The following is a 17,134-nucleotide window of genomic DNA, read 5'->3' on the forward strand; positions in this document are numbered from 1 at the left end:
TTTAAGCCTGCGCCAAAAGTTTTTTGGCTTTTAACAATTGCTTTTCACCTTGCGCTGTCATTAATTTAGATTGAGGTAAAAATACAGCATATGCACATTGACTTTGTTCACATTGTTCAATTAAGCCCATCATTAGACTGAGTTTTTCTTCATGTTGAATACTTGGCATGTGATTATATTGAATTTCAATATTCGGCTCATCCTGATGTTGCTCAAACACTTTAATATATAAGCCCTGTCCGCGTGCCGCTTGTTTCCATGAAACAGCGTGTACAGAATCTCCTAATTGGAAACTACGTAATTCGCGAAATTCATCTAGATCTGGCTCAAAACTGTGCTGATGCTGCTTATTTTCTAAAGGCAAAGATACTGACTGCGGCGCAATCCAAGAATATTGCTTAAAATAAAAATAACTCCACGCACGAACTAAACCAAAAGGATATACTGAATATATTTGGATTCTAGGGTAATTAAATTTACCTCGTTGTTCAGGCAAAAAAGTCAGCGAAAAAGTTTGTTTCAAGTCCGAAATAAAAACTTTTTCCAAATGCTGATCTGTTTTAATCCATAAATAACGAGATTGTTTCTGATTTTGTTGAAAATGAAATTGTAATTCGATCGGCTTAGCGACTTGACCCACTTCAGCGACCGATACTTCCACCGTTAAACCATGCAATTGCTTAAAGGTTAAATAAAAACTAATACATAAAATAGCACTGATCAAAAAGCAAAAACCCAAAATCAAATTATTGGCATAATTTACTCCCGCAATAAAGGTAATCAGGATCAAGACTCCATATAAATATCCCTGCTGATAAATAAAAATTAGGATATCTTTTTGCGAAAGCTGTTTGGTTTTCTCAAATTGAAAACGCTTTGCTAACCATTTTTGCCAAGGCTTGCTCAAATTGCGCCACCTCTTAATGAATATTGATTTTTTGCATCAGTTGCAAAGTTTCTACTTCTCCAAGTCCAATCCGATGTGCCACTACGGCAACGAAAACCGCTTGAATATCATCAGGTGTGACGAAGCTACGCTGTTCAATAAAAGCATGTGCTTGTGCGGATTTTTTCAATGCCAATAATCCTCGTGTAGACAAACCATGCATTCCTTTGCGAGTCTCGGCAGCCAAATCTAATAAATACTCAGAGATCGTATCTGCCAAATGAATTTGGGTGACGAGTTTTTGTATTTCCAGAATTTCATTTTCATTAAAAATATGGGCTAAAGTAGAAATTAATGCATAACGGGATTCTTGTTGTAAGAGTAGTTTTTCTGCGGAACGTGATGGATAACCTAAAGTTAATCGCATTAAAAAGCGATCAAGCTGAGACTCTGGCAAAGCATAAGTTCCACTTTGAAACAGTGGATTTTGGGTGGCAATGACCCAAAAAGGGTGTGGTAATTCATAACGAATCCCATCTACTGTTACAAATCCTTCTTCCATCGCTTCAAGCAAAGCACTCTGTGTTTTTGGACTACAACGGTTAATCTCATCCGCCAATAAGATTTGAGTAAAAATTGGACCTTGCTTAAACTCAAATTGATGTTCTTTCTGGTTAAACATATTGACCCCAATCACATCGCTAGCCAGCATGTCATTGGTAAACTGTATGCGCTGAAAATGAAGCCCTGCAATGCGAGATAAAGCACTTGAAAGTGTGGTTTTACCCAATCCGGGTAAATCTTCAAATAACACATGGCCGCCTGCGAACAGACAACTTAAAGCCAGTTTAGTTTGATGTTCTTTATCTAAAATAATACTGTTGATTTGCGTTGAAAATGCTTGAATTTTTGTCGCATAAGATTCAACTTTTATATCCAATTGTTGCTGTTCATGTGTGAGCTCTTGTTTTTGAACCTTATTCATACCCCAAATCACATTTTATCCCCCAAAAAAAATGGTGCATGATTAACATACACCGTTTTCCTCATTTTCCAAAGAAATCAAAAGACTTCTAAAAATGAATATTTTAATTTAACAAGGACATTTTTTCATTCCACCACTAGCACTTGGATAACGCGCATCCACGCAATAACGGTAAAATGTTTTTTCATCCATTGGGGCTAAATCAGCATGATGGCGCGCCATATGTTGCAAATATGTCTGATAATCAGGTACACCGACCATCAAGCGAAAACTTTGCTGTAAACGTTGCCAAATTAATTGAATCGTTTTTATACCATTGAGTAATAAAAACTTTTTCGGCTGCGCGAGTACAGTAAATTTAATAATTTTACCCATAGCCAGTTTTTTGCGAATCTGTTCTTTTAGACTCATTTAACCTCTCCTGCGCTAGGCTCATCGGTATAAATCGCCTCAGACTCATTCACACTAGGATTAGGATCTGCTAAAGCACGGCGAATAACACCAATGGCAGCAAATAACATCACGAATGCCACAATCATAAAGAAACCACATAACATCGCATTAATCTGGTTAGAGAAAACAATTGTTTGCATTTCAGCAATGTCTTTGGCTGGTTTTAAAATTTCATTGCGTGCAATGGCATCCGAAAAACGGTTGGCTTGCGCCAAGAAACCAATTTTTGGGTTCTCATGGAAGATTTTTTGCCAACCTGCTGTCATTGAGGTAATAAACAAGAAAATGGTAGGTACAATCGTGACCCAAACATATTTTTGTTTCTTCATTTTAAACAAAATCACAGTACCTAAAATCAGTGCCATCGCAGCTAAAATTTGGTTACCAATACCAAACAACGGCCATAAACTATTAATTCCACCAAGTGGATCAATCACGCCTTGGTAAACAAAAAAGCCCCAACCGGCTACAGCGACCGCAGTACCGAGCAAATTACCAAAGAAATTATGTGAATTTTTGATTGAAGGAATCACGATCCCTACAGTATCTTGAACCATAAAACGACATGCACGCGTACCCGCATCAACGGCAGTCAAGATAAATAAAGCTTCGAATAGAATTGCAAAGTGATACCAAAAGGCCATCATTGAACGGTTATTAAAAATTTCCGTAATGATATGCGCCATACCAATTGCAAATGTTGGTGCTCCACCTGTACGCGATAAAATTGTACTTTCGCCCACTTCTTGAGCCAATAAGGTTAAGGCTTCTGGTGTCACCACAAAACCTAAAGTTCGTACCGCTTCTGCCGCGCTTTCAACTGTTGTACCCAATATTGCAGCAGGTGCATTAATTGCAAAATATACACCTGGCTCAAGAATCGTGGCACAAATCATTGCCATAACTGCAACAAATGATTCCATCAACATGCCGCCATAACCGATCATACGGATATTGACTTCATTATCGACCAGTTTAGGTGTGGTTCCAGATGCCACCAATGCATGAAAACCTGAAATTGCACCGCACGCAATCGTAATAAATAAGAATGGGAACATTGAACCCGCAAAAACAGGCCCCGTACCATCAATAAAATGTGTTACCGCAGGCATTTTCAGTTCAGGTAATACCACCATAATACCAATCGCTAAACCTGCAATCACACCTATTTTCAAGAAAGTTGAAAGGTAATCTCGTGGTGCAAGCAACAACCAAACAGGCAGTACAGAGGCAACAAAACCATAAACAATTAAACACCACGTCAATTGCGTACCTGAAAGGGTAAATAATGGTCCCCAATAAGGATCAGCTGCGACATTTCCACCATAGATAATGCCTGCCATCATCAGCACAAAACCAATGATTGAAACTTCTGCAATTTTACCTGGACGGATATAACGCATATATACACCCATAAAGAGTGCAATCGGAATGGTGGCTGCAATACTAAACACACCCCATGGACTATTGGTTAATGCTTTTACCACCACCAAGGCAAGTACAGCAAGGATGATAATCATCACCCCTAACGCACCCAACATCACAATGATTCCGGCAAAAGAACCCAATTCTTGCTTTGCCATTTCACCCAATGAACGACCATCACGACGCGTTGAAATAAATAGAACGAGAAAGTCTTGTACAGCACCCGCAAGCACAACCCCAACCAACAACCAAATAGTCCCTGGTAAATATCCCATCTGGGCAGCCAGAATAGGTCCAACTAAAGGACCCGCCCCCGCAATTGCCGCAAAGTGATGTCCGAATAAGACATATTTGTTGGTCGGTACATAATCTAAACCATCAGCTAAACGATGCGCTGGCGTTAAACGTCGGGCATTGAGTTCAAAAACTTTATTGGCAATAAATAAACTATAAAAGCGATAAGCAATGCTGTAGACACAGATGGCGGCTAATACTAACCAAACTGCATTTACATGCTCTCCTCGACTCAGTGCAAGTGTACCAAAAGACACAGCACCTAAAATTGCGACCAAAAGCCACACTATTTTTGAAGTTATGGATAACTTCGGTTGAATCGTTTCCATATCAATCCTCATCTATTTTGCATAAATCAGCGGTCATTTTTATTGTTCGACGTATTGCTGTTTGTTCCTTTGCAACTGTACTCCTCATCTTTTATTTTTCATCTAAGACTTTGGCATAAAAAAAGGGATGATTTAAATCATCCCTTTCGATAATAGTCTATTTTTAAACTATTATGCACGCTCTAAATAATCACCTGTACGGGTATCGACACGTACACTTTCTTCTTGTTGTACGAATAATGGAACACGTACCACAGCACCTGTTTCAAGTTTCGCAGGTTTACCGCCACCACCAGAAGTATCACCACGAACACCCGGATCAGTTTCCACAATTTTTAATACCACAAAATTGGGTGGGTTAACCGACAATGGCACACCATTGAACAGCATGATGGTACATTTTTCATTGGAATCATCTTTCAACCACTTAGCGGCATCGCCCATTGCTGTTTTATCTGCAGCAATTTGCTCAAAGCTTACTGGGTCCATAAAGTTCCACAGTTCGCCATCGTTATAAAGATATTCCATTTCAACTTCAACAATGTCTGCACCTTCTAGTGATTCATTGGATTTGAATGTTTTCTCTAAAACTTTACCAGTTTTAAGATTACGTAATTTTACGCGGTTGAATGCTTGACCCTTACCAGGTTTTACATATTCGTTTTCCATGATTGAACATGGGTTACCATCAAGCATTACCTTAAGGCCTGCTTTAAAATCATTTGTAGAATAATTGGCCATGAAAGGCTGACTCCAAACTTACTAACTTAAATCTATTAATGATAGACTAGCATCATTTTTTCCATGCGGCATGATAAACTATTTGTATCAAGAGCAAAACTGGCAATCACAACTTAGTGATCTAATTACAGATCCTTTAGAGTTACTTCAGTTACTTCAGCTTTCACCCGAACAGTTATTATCAGGGGCAATTCTTGCTTCTGCACAGTTTAAATTACGTGTACCGCGTGCGTTTGTGCAAAAAATGACCCCTGGTGATCCACTTGATCCACTTTTATTACAAGTATTGCCTCACCATTTAGAACTTGAAGAACATCCTAATTTTGTCACTGATCCGCTAGGTGAAGAACAAGCCAATCAACAACTGGGTGTTTTGCATAAATATAAATCACGGTTTCTACTGACTTTAACAGGCGCATGTGCTGTACATTGTCGTTATTGTTTTCGTCGGCATTTCCCTTATCAGGAAAATTTACCTAAAAATGAAGATTGGCTGAATATTAAAAACTATATTGAAAGCCAGCCCGATATCAATGAAGTAATTTTTAGTGGCGGTGACCCGCTGACTTTATCCAATCGGAAATTAAAACTTTGGATTGAGCGCTTAGAGCTCCTCCCACAACTTAAATTTTTGAGAATTCATTCACGGGTTCCGATCGTAATCCCCAACCGTGTCGATAAAGAGCTCGTTTCCCTGTTAAAAAACAGTAGGCTACGAATTATTGTAGTGGTACACTCGAACCATGCAAATGAGCTTGATGATTTTACCTGTGCAAAAATTTCTGAGTTAGTCGAACAGAAAATTACTGTGCTAAATCAAGCAGTTTTATTAAAAGATATTAATAATTCAGCGCAAATTTTAGCAGATTTAAGTTATCGTTTATTTGATGCAGGCATTATGCCCTACTATCTACATGTTTTAGATAAAGTGAAAGGTGCACATCATTTTGACTTAAGTTCTGAAGAAATTAACTTAATATATAAGGATGTTTTAGAGAACCTACCAGGCTACTTGGTTCCTAAACTTGTTAGGGAAATTGCGGGCGAAAAAAATAAGACACCGCTTTTTGGAGTTTCAACTTTTTGAGTTAAATAATAACGATGCTTATGAGTACTTCAGATATTTTTCAAGCTCCATCAGAGCTAAAGTTAGAAAAATTAAGCTTCTGCCCAACAAGCACGAAGGGTTTACAAGAATGGGTAGCCAGTCTATCCATTCTTCAGTTGGGAAGTTCTTCGAAAGAGCTGTTTAATGCTTTATTAGAAATATCAGAACTAAAATGCCCAGAAATGCTTCGTTTTGATTTAATTCAAATTTTACATCCAACTTTGGATAATGTTTTAGGCAGTTTGGAAAAACATTTTTTTAATCAAAGTTTGATTACGACCGATCGTAATGATCAAATTATTGAATTGGCAATGCTATTACGCAGCCATTTTGCTAAAATTTATGTTGATATTTCAAAAAGATGTAACACACAATTAAGTTTACATAAATTTTCTATCTTTGCATTTAACCAAAAGAAAAGCTTACAAACAGCGCGTATGGTTTCAAGCTACTATGCCTTGCAACAACTTTCATTACTGGTTTATCAGCAACACCTGCTTTATAGCACACCTTTATTTGGTCAGTGGTTGGCGGCTCATCAACTGCTTGAATGTGCGATTAAAAATAATTTTTCAAATACCAATATTAATCAGATATTAGAGACACAACACGCTTTACAAACCATTACTCAAGCTTATTCACAACTTATTTTATTGGATATTTTTAACACCCATCAAATTCGTCCATCAGAAATGCAAGGTTTGTATTTATGCAGTTTGGATTGGGCAAAATTGGTTCATGTTTTGGCCAAAGAAACCACACTTTCACGTTATATTGTCGATATCAATAAAGATCATCCACCCGTTTTTAATACGGATCAAGCCAGTTTATACAAACCGACTATTTATATTTCAACTCAAAATTTATTAGATCACCTGTCAGAAATTCAAACGAAAAAGACAGGCTATTTATCTAAAAATGAAAAACTATTTCTCACGCCATCCTTATATTTTCATATTCACAACCTACTCACCACCAGTACTGAACGTTTACATGAACGTTATGAATATTCAGCGCAATTATATATCTGCTTTAGTTTGGCCGTTGCTCACTTCTATTTGTCGCAAGGGAAAAACTTTCATGAAACTTTAGACTTAGACAATAATTATCAATTTCAAACTGAAAGTACATTTATTAATTCAATGAATTCCAGTGTACCGTTAGAAGTGAATAGTGCAAAATTATTGGATCGTGAAGCAAAACAAACGTATTCTGTCGAAGTACTGGATATTAGTTTAAACGGTTACCGCATTAAATGGACAGGCACGACCCCAGCACATTTAAAAACAGGTGAATTTATTTTAATTCAGGAAAGTACCAATAGCCCTTGGCGTGGTGGTGTAGTTCGCTGGATTAAACAATCTACAGAGAAAAGCTTAGAACTTGGACTCGAAGTTCTTGCTCAAGACCTATTCCCTTGTTCAGTCATGGTCAAAACTGATCGTCATAGCAATAATTACCAACCCGCGCTGCTTGTTAAAACGTCCCTACAAGAAAAAATCACCATTAGCTTGATTGTATCGGGTTCACATATATTCAGAGAAAAACAGACAATTCATTTACGCTTAGGCAAAGAAGATATAAAAATTTATCTGATTAAAGCAAAACTAATTACGCAAAGTTTTATTCATTTTGAATTTGAATTACTAAATGATCAACAAGAACACTTAGTCAATGATTTTATTCATAAGCAAATAAATGAAAGTAAGAATTATGATCTATGGGAAGCCTTGAAGTGAGAAATCCACTATTATCTAAAAAGTTGAAACGTTCAGAAACCCGTTTACTCATTATTGATGATAACCAGATTCGTTTTAATCAGATTCGTGATTTTTTAAGCGCCAATGAACATCTGGTACAAGCAACATTACTGGATGATTTACAAAATTTTGAAAAACAATTAAATCAAAATTGGGACATTGTTATTTTTGGTCGAGCCTATGATTTAAAATATGAGCAAGCTTTAAGTTTAATTCAATTGTCTAAGCAACCCAACCTCCCTATTATTTTATTAAAACCTGATGATTATCTACCGGCACAATATGCAAGTTATATTCGTAAAGGTATTTATGACATTTTAGATCTTGAATATGCAGATCGTTTCTATATGGGTTTAATTCGTGCCCTTTCGTTTAGTCGTTTGCTTTTAAAGCAACAACATTTAATGCATGAATTAGAATCTGCACAAAGCCAAGCTCAATCATTGGTTCATGAAAGTAATAAAGCAATTGCATTGATTCAAGAAGGAATTCATGTTCAGGCAAACTCAGAATATCTTGAACTTTTTGCAATTAAAAATGCAGAGGACGTGATTGGTCTGCCTTTACTTGACCTGTTACAACCACAAGATTTAAATGATTTTAAGTTGCGTTTTAAGAAGATTAATCAAGGTCGTTTTGAAATGACGACATTAAATACACAGGTCTCTCTACCCAACCCCTTGAAAATCGAATTTTTACCTTCGACAGATGAAGATGCTTTACAAATTACCATTGACCTTGAAACGATGGCATCAAATAACAATGCCTCAGACAATCATGATAAAAGCAGCTATAAACCCAATACTTACCAGTTAATTAACCGAGCTATTGCTCAGCAACCTGCTGATGTGAGTGCATTAGTCTTATTTTCAATTGCCTCTTGTCCAGAGATTATTTTTGAAAATGACTGGAACACAGCAAAAAACTATTTTATTAATTTAAAAGAGTTTCTAAAAGAACAAACTCATGTGCCTTTGTTTAAAGTCGAAACTGGTATTTTCCTCGGTTTATTCCAAGCAGAATCTCTAGCCAAACTAGAATCTAAATTAATTGCTTTAAATTCACTCGCTAAACCACAACTCTTAACCATCAAACAGGCGACTTTCCCGCTTAATTTAAGATTAGGTTATATCGTTTTAGACAGTGAAATACACGATGATGCTCATTTTGAACAAGTAATTGCTACTGCTTATAACACTGCTTTACCTCAAAATCAGCCTACGCCTGAGTTTGAATTAAAAAATGATTTACCGATTCCAAGCTTTGATCTTCAACCAGCTGAAATCAAAGCCGCACCAATCTCTGCGGAATTTTCACTGATTCGGGCGTTACAGCAGAGTTTAGAACGTGGTGAAATTCACCTTAAATATCAGCAACTTTATGATAAACATGATACCAATTTATATACTTATGAAGTGACAAGTGGTTTTATTTTTGAAAATACTTGGAAAGATTTAACGGATATTCCTGAACTTTTAGAAGATCAAGAATTATCCATTAAATTAGACCGCTGGATTTTGGTTGAATCCTGTAAACAATTACATAATTTCATCACCCAATATCCAGAAGCAAAACTGATCGTTAATTTAAACAAAGATGTACTTTTACATGATCGTACTTTTCCAGAATTTATTTCTAAGTTGATTACGATTATCCGCAGTAAATTGAGCCACCCCTTAATCTTACAATTTTCTGAAGAAGACTTGAGTCAGAATCTTTCGGATGCACATAAGTATATTGCACAATTACGTCAGTTTGGTGCAGAAGTAGCACTTCGTGACTTTGGGCATAGCATTTACAGTGAATCGATTTTACGTCAACTTGATGTGAATAGCTTAACTCTACATCCCGACCTGACCCAAATGTTGAATACAGAACAGTCAACTCAGGAATTGCAAGAAAAAATTCAAATCTTCCATAAAGTAAAAACAGTAGAAATTATGTTGCGTGAATTAAATGATATGACACTTTTTGCAAATGCATGGAATGTCGATGCTCGTTTTATTCAGGGTGAATATTTCCAGAAAAAATTAGACCATTTGATTGATGTACAAGACCAATAGGGTCTTGTGCATTTTTTACAATCAAAGCATTTTAAAGTTAGTTATACATAAAGAGCGATAGAACGGAAAATATAAAGCAAAAAAAAAAACGGGCTTAGAGCCCGTTTTTTTATACTGGATATTAACGTTTGATAGAACGTGACATACCAGAAAAACGTTGTTTGAACTTGTCGATACGACCGCCAGTGTCCACATTCTTTTGTTTACCAGTATAGAATGGGTGGCAAGCTGAACATACGTCTAGGTAAAGAGTTTCTTTACCAATCGCTGAACGAGTTTCGATTACGTTACCACATGAACAAGTAGCAACTAGTGTTTCATATTTTGGGTGGATATCGGCGCGCATGGTCGATTACTCCTAAGTTAAGAAAGGCTTATGCTGTCATCGCTATTGATCACTCTCATCAAATTGATGAGGAAAATTTATCCGAAGAAAAATAAGACCAACACCACAACAGACCATTCTTTTGGCCCACCGAGACGGATACCGTCAGAGCTAAGCACAACAAGTGGGCACAATTATACTGCAAAAATATCTAGATAGCGAATTATTATTCAAGTTCAGTTTCAGACTGTTTTGACCAATGATTCGCAATCACGCCACAGACCATCAGCTGAATTTGATGAAAAATCATAATCGGTAAAACAATCATCCCTAAAGGTTGACCAATAAATAATATCTGCGCCATTGGTACACCGCTCGCTAAAGTTTTTTTAGAACTACAAAAAAATATTGCCACTTGATCTGCTTTGTTAAAGCCTAACCATTTTGGAATATAGAAAGCCAATAACATAATAATGGTCAAAAATATCGAACATGCGAGCGTCAATATCAAGAGTGTTTTCCCACTTAATACGTTCCACAATCCCGCTACCACTGCACTACTAAATGCACCATAGACCACCATCAGAATAGTGCCTTGATCAAAGGCTTTTACTAGGTTGGGCAATTTCAACATATATGGATAAACATAGGGTCTGAGTATTTGACCTAAAATAAATGGTACCAGTAAAAGTAAAGTAATTTGAAGAATAGAGGCTGTTGGGTCAAAACCATGTTTTGACTGCCCTAAAATAAAAAAACTGACCAATATCGGGGTGATAAACATGCCAATAATATTTGAAAAAGACGCACTACATACAGCACTGGCTACGTTACCTTTTGCAACCGAAGTAAATGCGATAGAAGATTGAACTGTTGACGGCAAAAAGCACATAAACAGAAAGCCCCAATAGAGTTCTTTTCCTAAAAGCGGCAATAAAATAGGTTTGGCGATTAAGCCCAAGACAGGAAACAAGGCAAATGTAAACGTAAAAACAACTACGTGAAATTTCCAATGCGTGATGCCTTGAACCACTGCTTCTCTGGAAAGTTTTGCCCCATGTAAAAAAAATAAAATAGCGATCGCAGCTGAAGTAATTACACTAAAAACAGTCGCAGCAACCCCTGATACGGGTAAAAAACTTGCCAAAAGTACCATAACAATCAGTAAAATGGTAAAGCGATCTAATGCCAACAATTTTAACATTACAACATCCTGTAATCTTTGAATGCTCATTTAAGAGGTATAAAAAAGCCCAATAATTGAATTTACCTCATGGTAAAGTTCATCTTACGGGGCCAAATAAATAAAGCTAGTTTTTCAATTCAATGTTGAATATTTAGTTTATCTATACCACACTTATTAATTATTACGTGCATCTGCATCTTGCTGAATCAATTCAATTTTATAGCCATCTGGATCTTCGACAAAAGCAATGACAGTGACACCACCTTTCATGGGTCCAGCTTCACGTACTACATTGCCACCACGTGCCTTAATTTCTTCACATGCTTTATAGGCATCCGCTACACCAATTGCAATGTGTCCGTAGGCATTCCCTAACGTATAACTTTGCGTATCCCAGTTATGCGTCAATTCTAATACTGTTGTATCTGATTCTTCACCGTAACCCACAAAAGCCAAAGTGAAACGACCTTCTTCATAATCACGCTTACGAAGTAGTGTCATACCGAGCACTTCAGTATAAAATTTTAAAGATTGTTCCAAATTACCTACACGTAACATAGTATGAAGCATGCGCATTTTATGGGTCCTTATTTACAATTAAAGCATTCTGGTGATCCTTCAATAATTTTGCCACCCAAACCACTAAAATCAAAATAGGGAGACCAATTAAAGTCGTCATGAGGAAAAATTGAGGATAACCAATATTGCTAACGATAGTACCTGAATAACCGCCTAAAATCTTAGGTGTCAGTGTCATCAATGAGCTAAAAATAGCATATTGCACTGCTGTAAATGAAACACTGGTTAAACTTGATAAGAATGCAATAAAAGCTGCTCCAGCCAACCCAGATGCCAAATTATCGACGATAATGGCAAAATATAGCCATAAAGCACTATAGGGTTTAATCACCTTACCAGTAATTTCAACATCCTCGCCAGACTGAGCACTGATGGCAGGCAATGGCTGAATATCGATATCTAAATTTTGGGTAGAAGCTACCTGATTACTGACCACATAACCATGTGATGAAGTCGAAATGACTTGATTATGCTCAAGCACCTCAGCAACCAAATTTCTTGAAGCAGAATGAACCAAATTTTGCGCAGGAATAGCTGCACTAAATATGCCCGTTTTATCTAAATTTGCGTCAAACTTCTGACCATCTAACTGTATGATAATTTTTTGTGCATCATTTAAAGCGTGCCCAAAGTATTGCCCTCGTACCACAAGGCTTTTATTTTGTTCTTGAAGACTGACCGTATTATCACTTGTGACAGGCAAAAGCTGCATGTTATTTGGTTTTTGAGTACTGCTGAGATAAGGCAAGGTCGCAACTACAGCATTTAGAGAATCATCTTGGTATTTAGCTGTGACTTTAACTTCATTGGCTTGTGCCAAAATTTGACTGGGTACTTTAATTTTCCAATATCCCACCTCATCGGACTGAACTTGATAACGCTGTGTGCCTACAAGGACTTCGATATCACTTAACTGCTGACCAGATTTGACCAACCCAATGAAAATAAGATTGGTTGAGCTGGCTAAAATTGCTCCGACGAACATGAGTTTCATAATATTCATGCGCTGGGCAAGCAAGCCTCCCAAGAAACCGCCCACCAAGCTAAAAATCACACCATAAATTTTAACAGCTTCAGCAATTTGCTCTTTCGTAAAATTTAGGTCTTGATAAAATACATTTGAAATCACACCCGCAATAATGTCAGAAATACGGTAGAAACCAATCAATAACAATAAGACTAGTGCGAGTTTAACACCATAACGTTTAAAGAAATCTGCGATTGGATGTATCCAAGTTTCAAATGCCATCTGCTTGTTCACGGCACCCATTTTCACCAATAATGTACCGACCAAAACAGCGATAACAGCAGAACCAATAAAACGTAGAGCCTCAAAACAGAACAATAATAAGGAGTCCGAAATTTCAAATTGAGATTTAGCAGATTCAGTGATTGTGCCTGACAAAATATAGCTGATGACAAAGCCCATCACTGCAACAAAGAATACAGCGACCAAACGATAATAATCGGTGCGTTTATAATTTTTATAAACTCGATTAACTTGCGGTTCACGAATAGCCAAAGTCGTCAAAATACCAATCAACATTACTGCTGCCATGGCTAAATACGTGATTTTCCAAGCACTGTAAATATAATTGCCTTTTGCAGTACCCAATGATGCCGCTAAAAATAAAGCTCCTGCACCTGCAATAATCATCCCTATGCGATAACCCGCATTATAGGTTGCAGCAAGTACAGTCTGCATTTGTGTCTCAGCCAATTCGATTCGGTAAGCATCAATCACAATGTCTTGAGTTGCAGCAGAAAAACCCAACAATACTGCACCAACTGCCATTTGGTATAAATAAGCTTGTCCCAAAGCTGGATTAGAAAATGCCATAATTGAAATGGCACAAATAATCAACACTTGTGCAATCAACAACCATGCACGGCGGCGACCTAATTTTTTTGTCAAAAATGGAACAGGTAATTCATCGACCAGAGGTGCCCAAACAAACTTAAAGGAATAACCCAATGCAGCCCAGCTAAAGAAGGTTACTGCACTTTTATCAATTCCTGCCTCTCCAAGCCATAGTGATAAACTCGAAAAAATCAGTAAGATTGGAATACCGGCTGAAAATCCCAAAAAAAGCATGATCAGTGCACGGCGGTCAAGGAATGCCGTAAAGGCCGATTTCCATCCAGTAGATTGTGTTGTCATTGATTATTATGTTCTGCAAAACTCAATGTCGCTATTCAAACGCGTAATGCGCTCGGTTTCAACACAATTTACGAAATCATTATTTTATTTTATCGATTAAAGCATGCTGTTGGCTTGAATTTTTCAAACAAACCTGTATACCTTTAAATCTCTATCGCACTATTTCGTTTTGGATTTTACAGTGACCCAAAGACTCGAGCAAATGAATGCTTCTTTATCTGCCAATATTATCAACAGCAATGAAAAACTTAGCCAAAACAGCTTAAATTCCTCATTTGATCAACCAGAAATACAAAGTACTTTAGAAAAAACCAAGTTGAAGTCTGAACAACTCACTCATATTCCAAATTACGATAAAATACCGCCTTCAACTCGTCGTTTAAAACCTTTAAATAATTTTCTAGGCCAAGATCGTGCACGTGCTTCTGTAGAGGCCGGTATTGCGCTGCCTTACTCAGGTTATAATATTTTTGCCGTAGGAACTGCGGGTTTAGGTAAGCGCACCATGGTGAAACGCTTATTGCAACAACATGCGAAGACTATGCCGACACCGAACGATTGGGTCTATGTCAATAATTTTAAATTACCTCGTCAACCGCTTGCACTTGAACTTCCTTCTGGTCAAGCTGCAAAATTTCAAAGTATGTTGCATCAGGCATGGCAAACCATTCTTAAACAATTAGAACGCCGCTTTACTGCAGAAATTTATCACAATCGGATTGAATTGATTCGCCAACAAATTGGTGATGAACAACAGCAAGCGCTGATTGACCTGACCAAAGAAGGTCAATCCTTGGGTTTAAAACTCATTACTCGACATGAAGAACATTGTTTTGTACCTGTGCATTATATTGAAGATTCACTTGAAGAAATGACGACTGAAGAAATCAATGCGTTAAATAATAAAGAACGCGCTGAACTTTCGACCCACATGCGCCACATGGATAAAAAATTAGAACGTTTAGGTTTACATTTAGGCGATTTAGAAGATGATGCACGTGATAAAGTTCAACTCCTAAATCGTGACATTGCCAAACAAGTCGTCATGCCACGCATTGAGCAAATTTTAAATAAATTTAGTGAAGTTAAAGGCTTAGCAGATTATTTAAAATATTATGCTGAAGATATTATTGCCAATGTCGAAATTGTGCTTGAGCAAGAAGAAGACGATTTTACCCCAGGTTTATTTAGTCGCGTGCCTGCACGTTATCAAGCCAATATTATTGTATCTTATAAGCCAAATTCGGGTGCACCCGTTATTTTTGAAGATTTTCCGACCCATTACAATTTATTGGGTCATGTCGAACAATTAACGCAGAATGGTACCATTACCACAGACTTCACTCTTATTCGTCCAGGAACCTTGCATAAAGCCAATGGAGGATTTTTAATACTTGAAGCCGAACAATTACTTGAGCAGCCTTATGCATGGCAGGGATTAAAAAGAGCTCTAAAATCTGGTCAGTTAAAACTCTCTTCACTAGAACATATGCTCACCTTGACAGGCAGTATTTCAATTGAACCAGAAGCAATTCCATTAAATCTAAAAGTCGTTTTATTGGCTGAACCAGAAGTTTATTACGAAATTCTAGAAGTAGAACCAGAGTTAGGCAGTGTCTTTAAAATTCGTGCAGATTTTACCGATACATTACAACGTAATGACACCAATGAGCAGGCATATATGCAACTGATTGCCGACTATGTGCAATCAGATAAACTTCTACCCTTCGATCGTTCTGCCTTAGCCGCTTTACTGACTGATTCAAGTCGTCAAGCTGAAGATCAAAGTTCATTGTCATTACATGCCCTCACCTTGGGGGATTTAATTCGTGAAGCCCATCATCATGCGGCCAAAGCAGATGATAAAATTGTCACAGATAAGCACATCAATACTGCGCTACATCATCGCCAGTATCGCTTAGGTTATTTACGCGAATTATATTGGGAAGATTTATCACGTGGTACACAACTGATTGAGACCAAAGGTCATCGTCTTGGGCAAATTAATGCGCTTTCAGTGATTCATTATGCGGATGTAGAATTTGGCTTACCTTCACGCTTAACCGCCTCGGTCTATCAAGGTGGTGGTGATATTCTGGACATTGAACGCAGCGTCGAACTCGGAGGATCATTACATGCTAAAGGGGTGTTATTGATGTCGAGTTTCTTAAAAGCCCATTTTGGTCGTGAACAAACATTACACTTTTCTGCTGCTCTCGCCTTTGAGCAAAGCTATGGTCAAGTGGATGGGGATAGTGCAACCGTGGCTGAACTGTCTGCATTATTGTCCGCGATTAGTCAATTACCGATTGACCAATCATGGGCAATTACTGGTTCTATGAATCAGTTAGGTCAAGTCCAACCCATTGGTGGTGTAAACGCAAAAATTGAAGGTTTCTTTGATGCCTGTAAACTTCAAGGCTTAACCGGCAAGCAAGGCGTCATTATTCCACGACAAAACATGCAGCACTTAATGTTACGTCAAGATGTGATTGAAGCCGTTGAACAAGGTCAATTCCATATTCATGCCATTCAAACTATTGATCAAGCTTTAGAAATTTTAATGGCACGGCCTGTTGGAATATTAAATAAAAAAGGTCGTTACAGTAAAAATTCAATCTATGCTGCTGTTTTGGAACAGCTTGAATACTGGCAAGCGATTGAAGATGGCATAAATTTTGAAGAAGAGTCAAAGAAAAAAAAGAAAAAGAAAAAATCCAAAAAAAAGAAAAAGGAAGAAGCTGAAAAGCAGCTGAAAGCTGTTGACACAGTAGATTCTGGGAATACGACTGTTCATGCAATTGAAGCAAAATAATTTGCTTCCTTGACAATTTGAATA

At 37.4% G+C, this 17,134-nt stretch carries 13 protein-coding genes; 4 read left to right on the top strand and 9 right to left on the bottom strand.

Features of this window, described 5'->3' with window-relative positions; translation table 11 throughout:
• Position 1 precedes the first annotated feature (1 nt).
• The 5 genes from GA0116959_RS06800 to efp all read right to left on the bottom strand — a co-directional run bounded on the left by GA0116959_RS06800 (position 2) and on the right by efp (position 5,113).
• On the bottom strand, positions 2–907 hold the full coding sequence (locus tag GA0116959_RS06800; protein WP_092719756.1) for a DUF58 domain-containing protein: 906 nt from the start codon (positions 905–907) through the stop codon (positions 2–4).
• A 13-nt stretch (positions 908–920) separates the two neighbouring features.
• Positions 921–1,871, bottom strand: a complete 951-nt coding sequence (locus GA0116959_RS06805) for an AAA family ATPase (RefSeq protein WP_092719758.1) — start codon at positions 1,869–1,871, stop codon at positions 921–923.
• A gap of 108 nt (positions 1,872–1,979) precedes the next feature.
• Positions 1,980–2,282 (bottom strand): YbdD/YjiX family protein, encoded by a 303-nt coding sequence (locus tag GA0116959_RS06810; protein ID WP_053578231.1) that lies wholly within the window; start codon positions 2,280–2,282, stop codon positions 1,980–1,982.
• Complete coding sequence (locus GA0116959_RS06815) at positions 2,279–4,372, bottom strand: carbon starvation CstA family protein (protein ID WP_092719760.1); 2,094 nt, start codon at positions 4,370–4,372, stop codon at positions 2,279–2,281. The genes GA0116959_RS06810 and GA0116959_RS06815 overlap by 4 nt, the downstream gene beginning before the upstream one ends.
• A gap of 171 nt (positions 4,373–4,543) precedes the next feature.
• Complete coding sequence (efp, locus tag GA0116959_RS06820) at positions 4,544–5,113, bottom strand: elongation factor P (RefSeq protein WP_092719762.1); 570 nt, start codon at positions 5,111–5,113, stop codon at positions 4,544–4,546.
• A gap of 70 nt (positions 5,114–5,183) precedes the next feature.
• On the opposite strand from efp, the gene epmB reads away from it, so the two are divergent.
• The 3 genes from epmB to GA0116959_RS06835 are packed head-to-tail and all read left to right on the top strand — an operon-like array spanning position 5,184 to position 10,044.
• Positions 5,184–6,200 (top strand): EF-P beta-lysylation protein EpmB, encoded by a 1,017-nt coding sequence (gene epmB / locus GA0116959_RS06825; protein ID WP_053578234.1) that lies wholly within the window; start codon positions 5,184–5,186, stop codon positions 6,198–6,200.
• Positions 6,201–6,214: 14 nt separating this feature from the next.
• Positions 6,215–7,960, top strand: a complete 1,746-nt coding sequence (locus GA0116959_RS06830) for a GTPase (RefSeq protein WP_092719764.1) — start codon at positions 6,215–6,217, stop codon at positions 7,958–7,960.
• Positions 7,942–10,044 carry an EAL domain-containing protein gene (locus GA0116959_RS06835; RefSeq protein ID WP_092719766.1) on the top strand — a complete coding sequence of 701 codons (2,103 nt, stop codon included), beginning with the start codon at positions 7,942–7,944 and terminating at the stop codon, positions 10,042–10,044. The genes GA0116959_RS06830 and GA0116959_RS06835 overlap by 19 nt, the downstream gene beginning before the upstream one ends.
• A 121-nt stretch (positions 10,045–10,165) precedes the next feature.
• Here GA0116959_RS06835 and rpmE read toward each other — a convergent pair whose 3' ends face one another.
• The 4 genes from rpmE to GA0116959_RS06855 form a co-directional block, all read right to left on the bottom strand.
• Entirely contained in the window at positions 10,166–10,390 is a 225-nt protein-coding gene (gene rpmE, locus GA0116959_RS06840) for a 50S ribosomal protein L31 (RefSeq protein WP_053578237.1), read from the bottom strand.
• A 205-nt stretch (positions 10,391–10,595) separates the two neighbouring features.
• Complete coding sequence (locus GA0116959_RS06845) at positions 10,596–11,573, bottom strand: bile acid:sodium symporter family protein (RefSeq protein ID WP_092719768.1); 978 nt, start codon at positions 11,571–11,573, stop codon at positions 10,596–10,598.
• 156 nt (positions 11,574–11,729) lie between these two features.
• Positions 11,730–12,131: a lactoylglutathione lyase gene (gloA, locus tag GA0116959_RS06850; RefSeq protein WP_053578239.1), complete on the bottom strand. Its 402-nt coding sequence runs from the start codon at positions 12,129–12,131 to the stop codon at positions 11,730–11,732.
• Between the two features lies 1 nt (position 12,132).
• Complete coding sequence (locus GA0116959_RS06855; protein ID WP_092719770.1) at positions 12,133–14,295, bottom strand: AmpG family muropeptide MFS transporter; 2,163 nt, start codon at positions 14,293–14,295, stop codon at positions 12,133–12,135.
• 181 nt (positions 14,296–14,476) lie between these two features.
• Between GA0116959_RS06855 and GA0116959_RS06860 the strand changes: the two genes are divergently transcribed.
• Positions 14,477–17,110 carry a Lon protease family protein gene (locus tag GA0116959_RS06860; RefSeq protein WP_092719771.1) on the top strand — a complete coding sequence of 878 codons (2,634 nt, stop codon included), beginning with the start codon at positions 14,477–14,479 and terminating at the stop codon, positions 17,108–17,110.
• The last annotated feature ends 24 nt before the right edge of the window (positions 17,111–17,134 follow it).

It is taken from the genome of Acinetobacter albensis, from assembly GCF_900095025.1.
Lineage (GTDB): Bacteria > Pseudomonadota > Gammaproteobacteria > Pseudomonadales > Moraxellaceae > Acinetobacter > Acinetobacter albensis.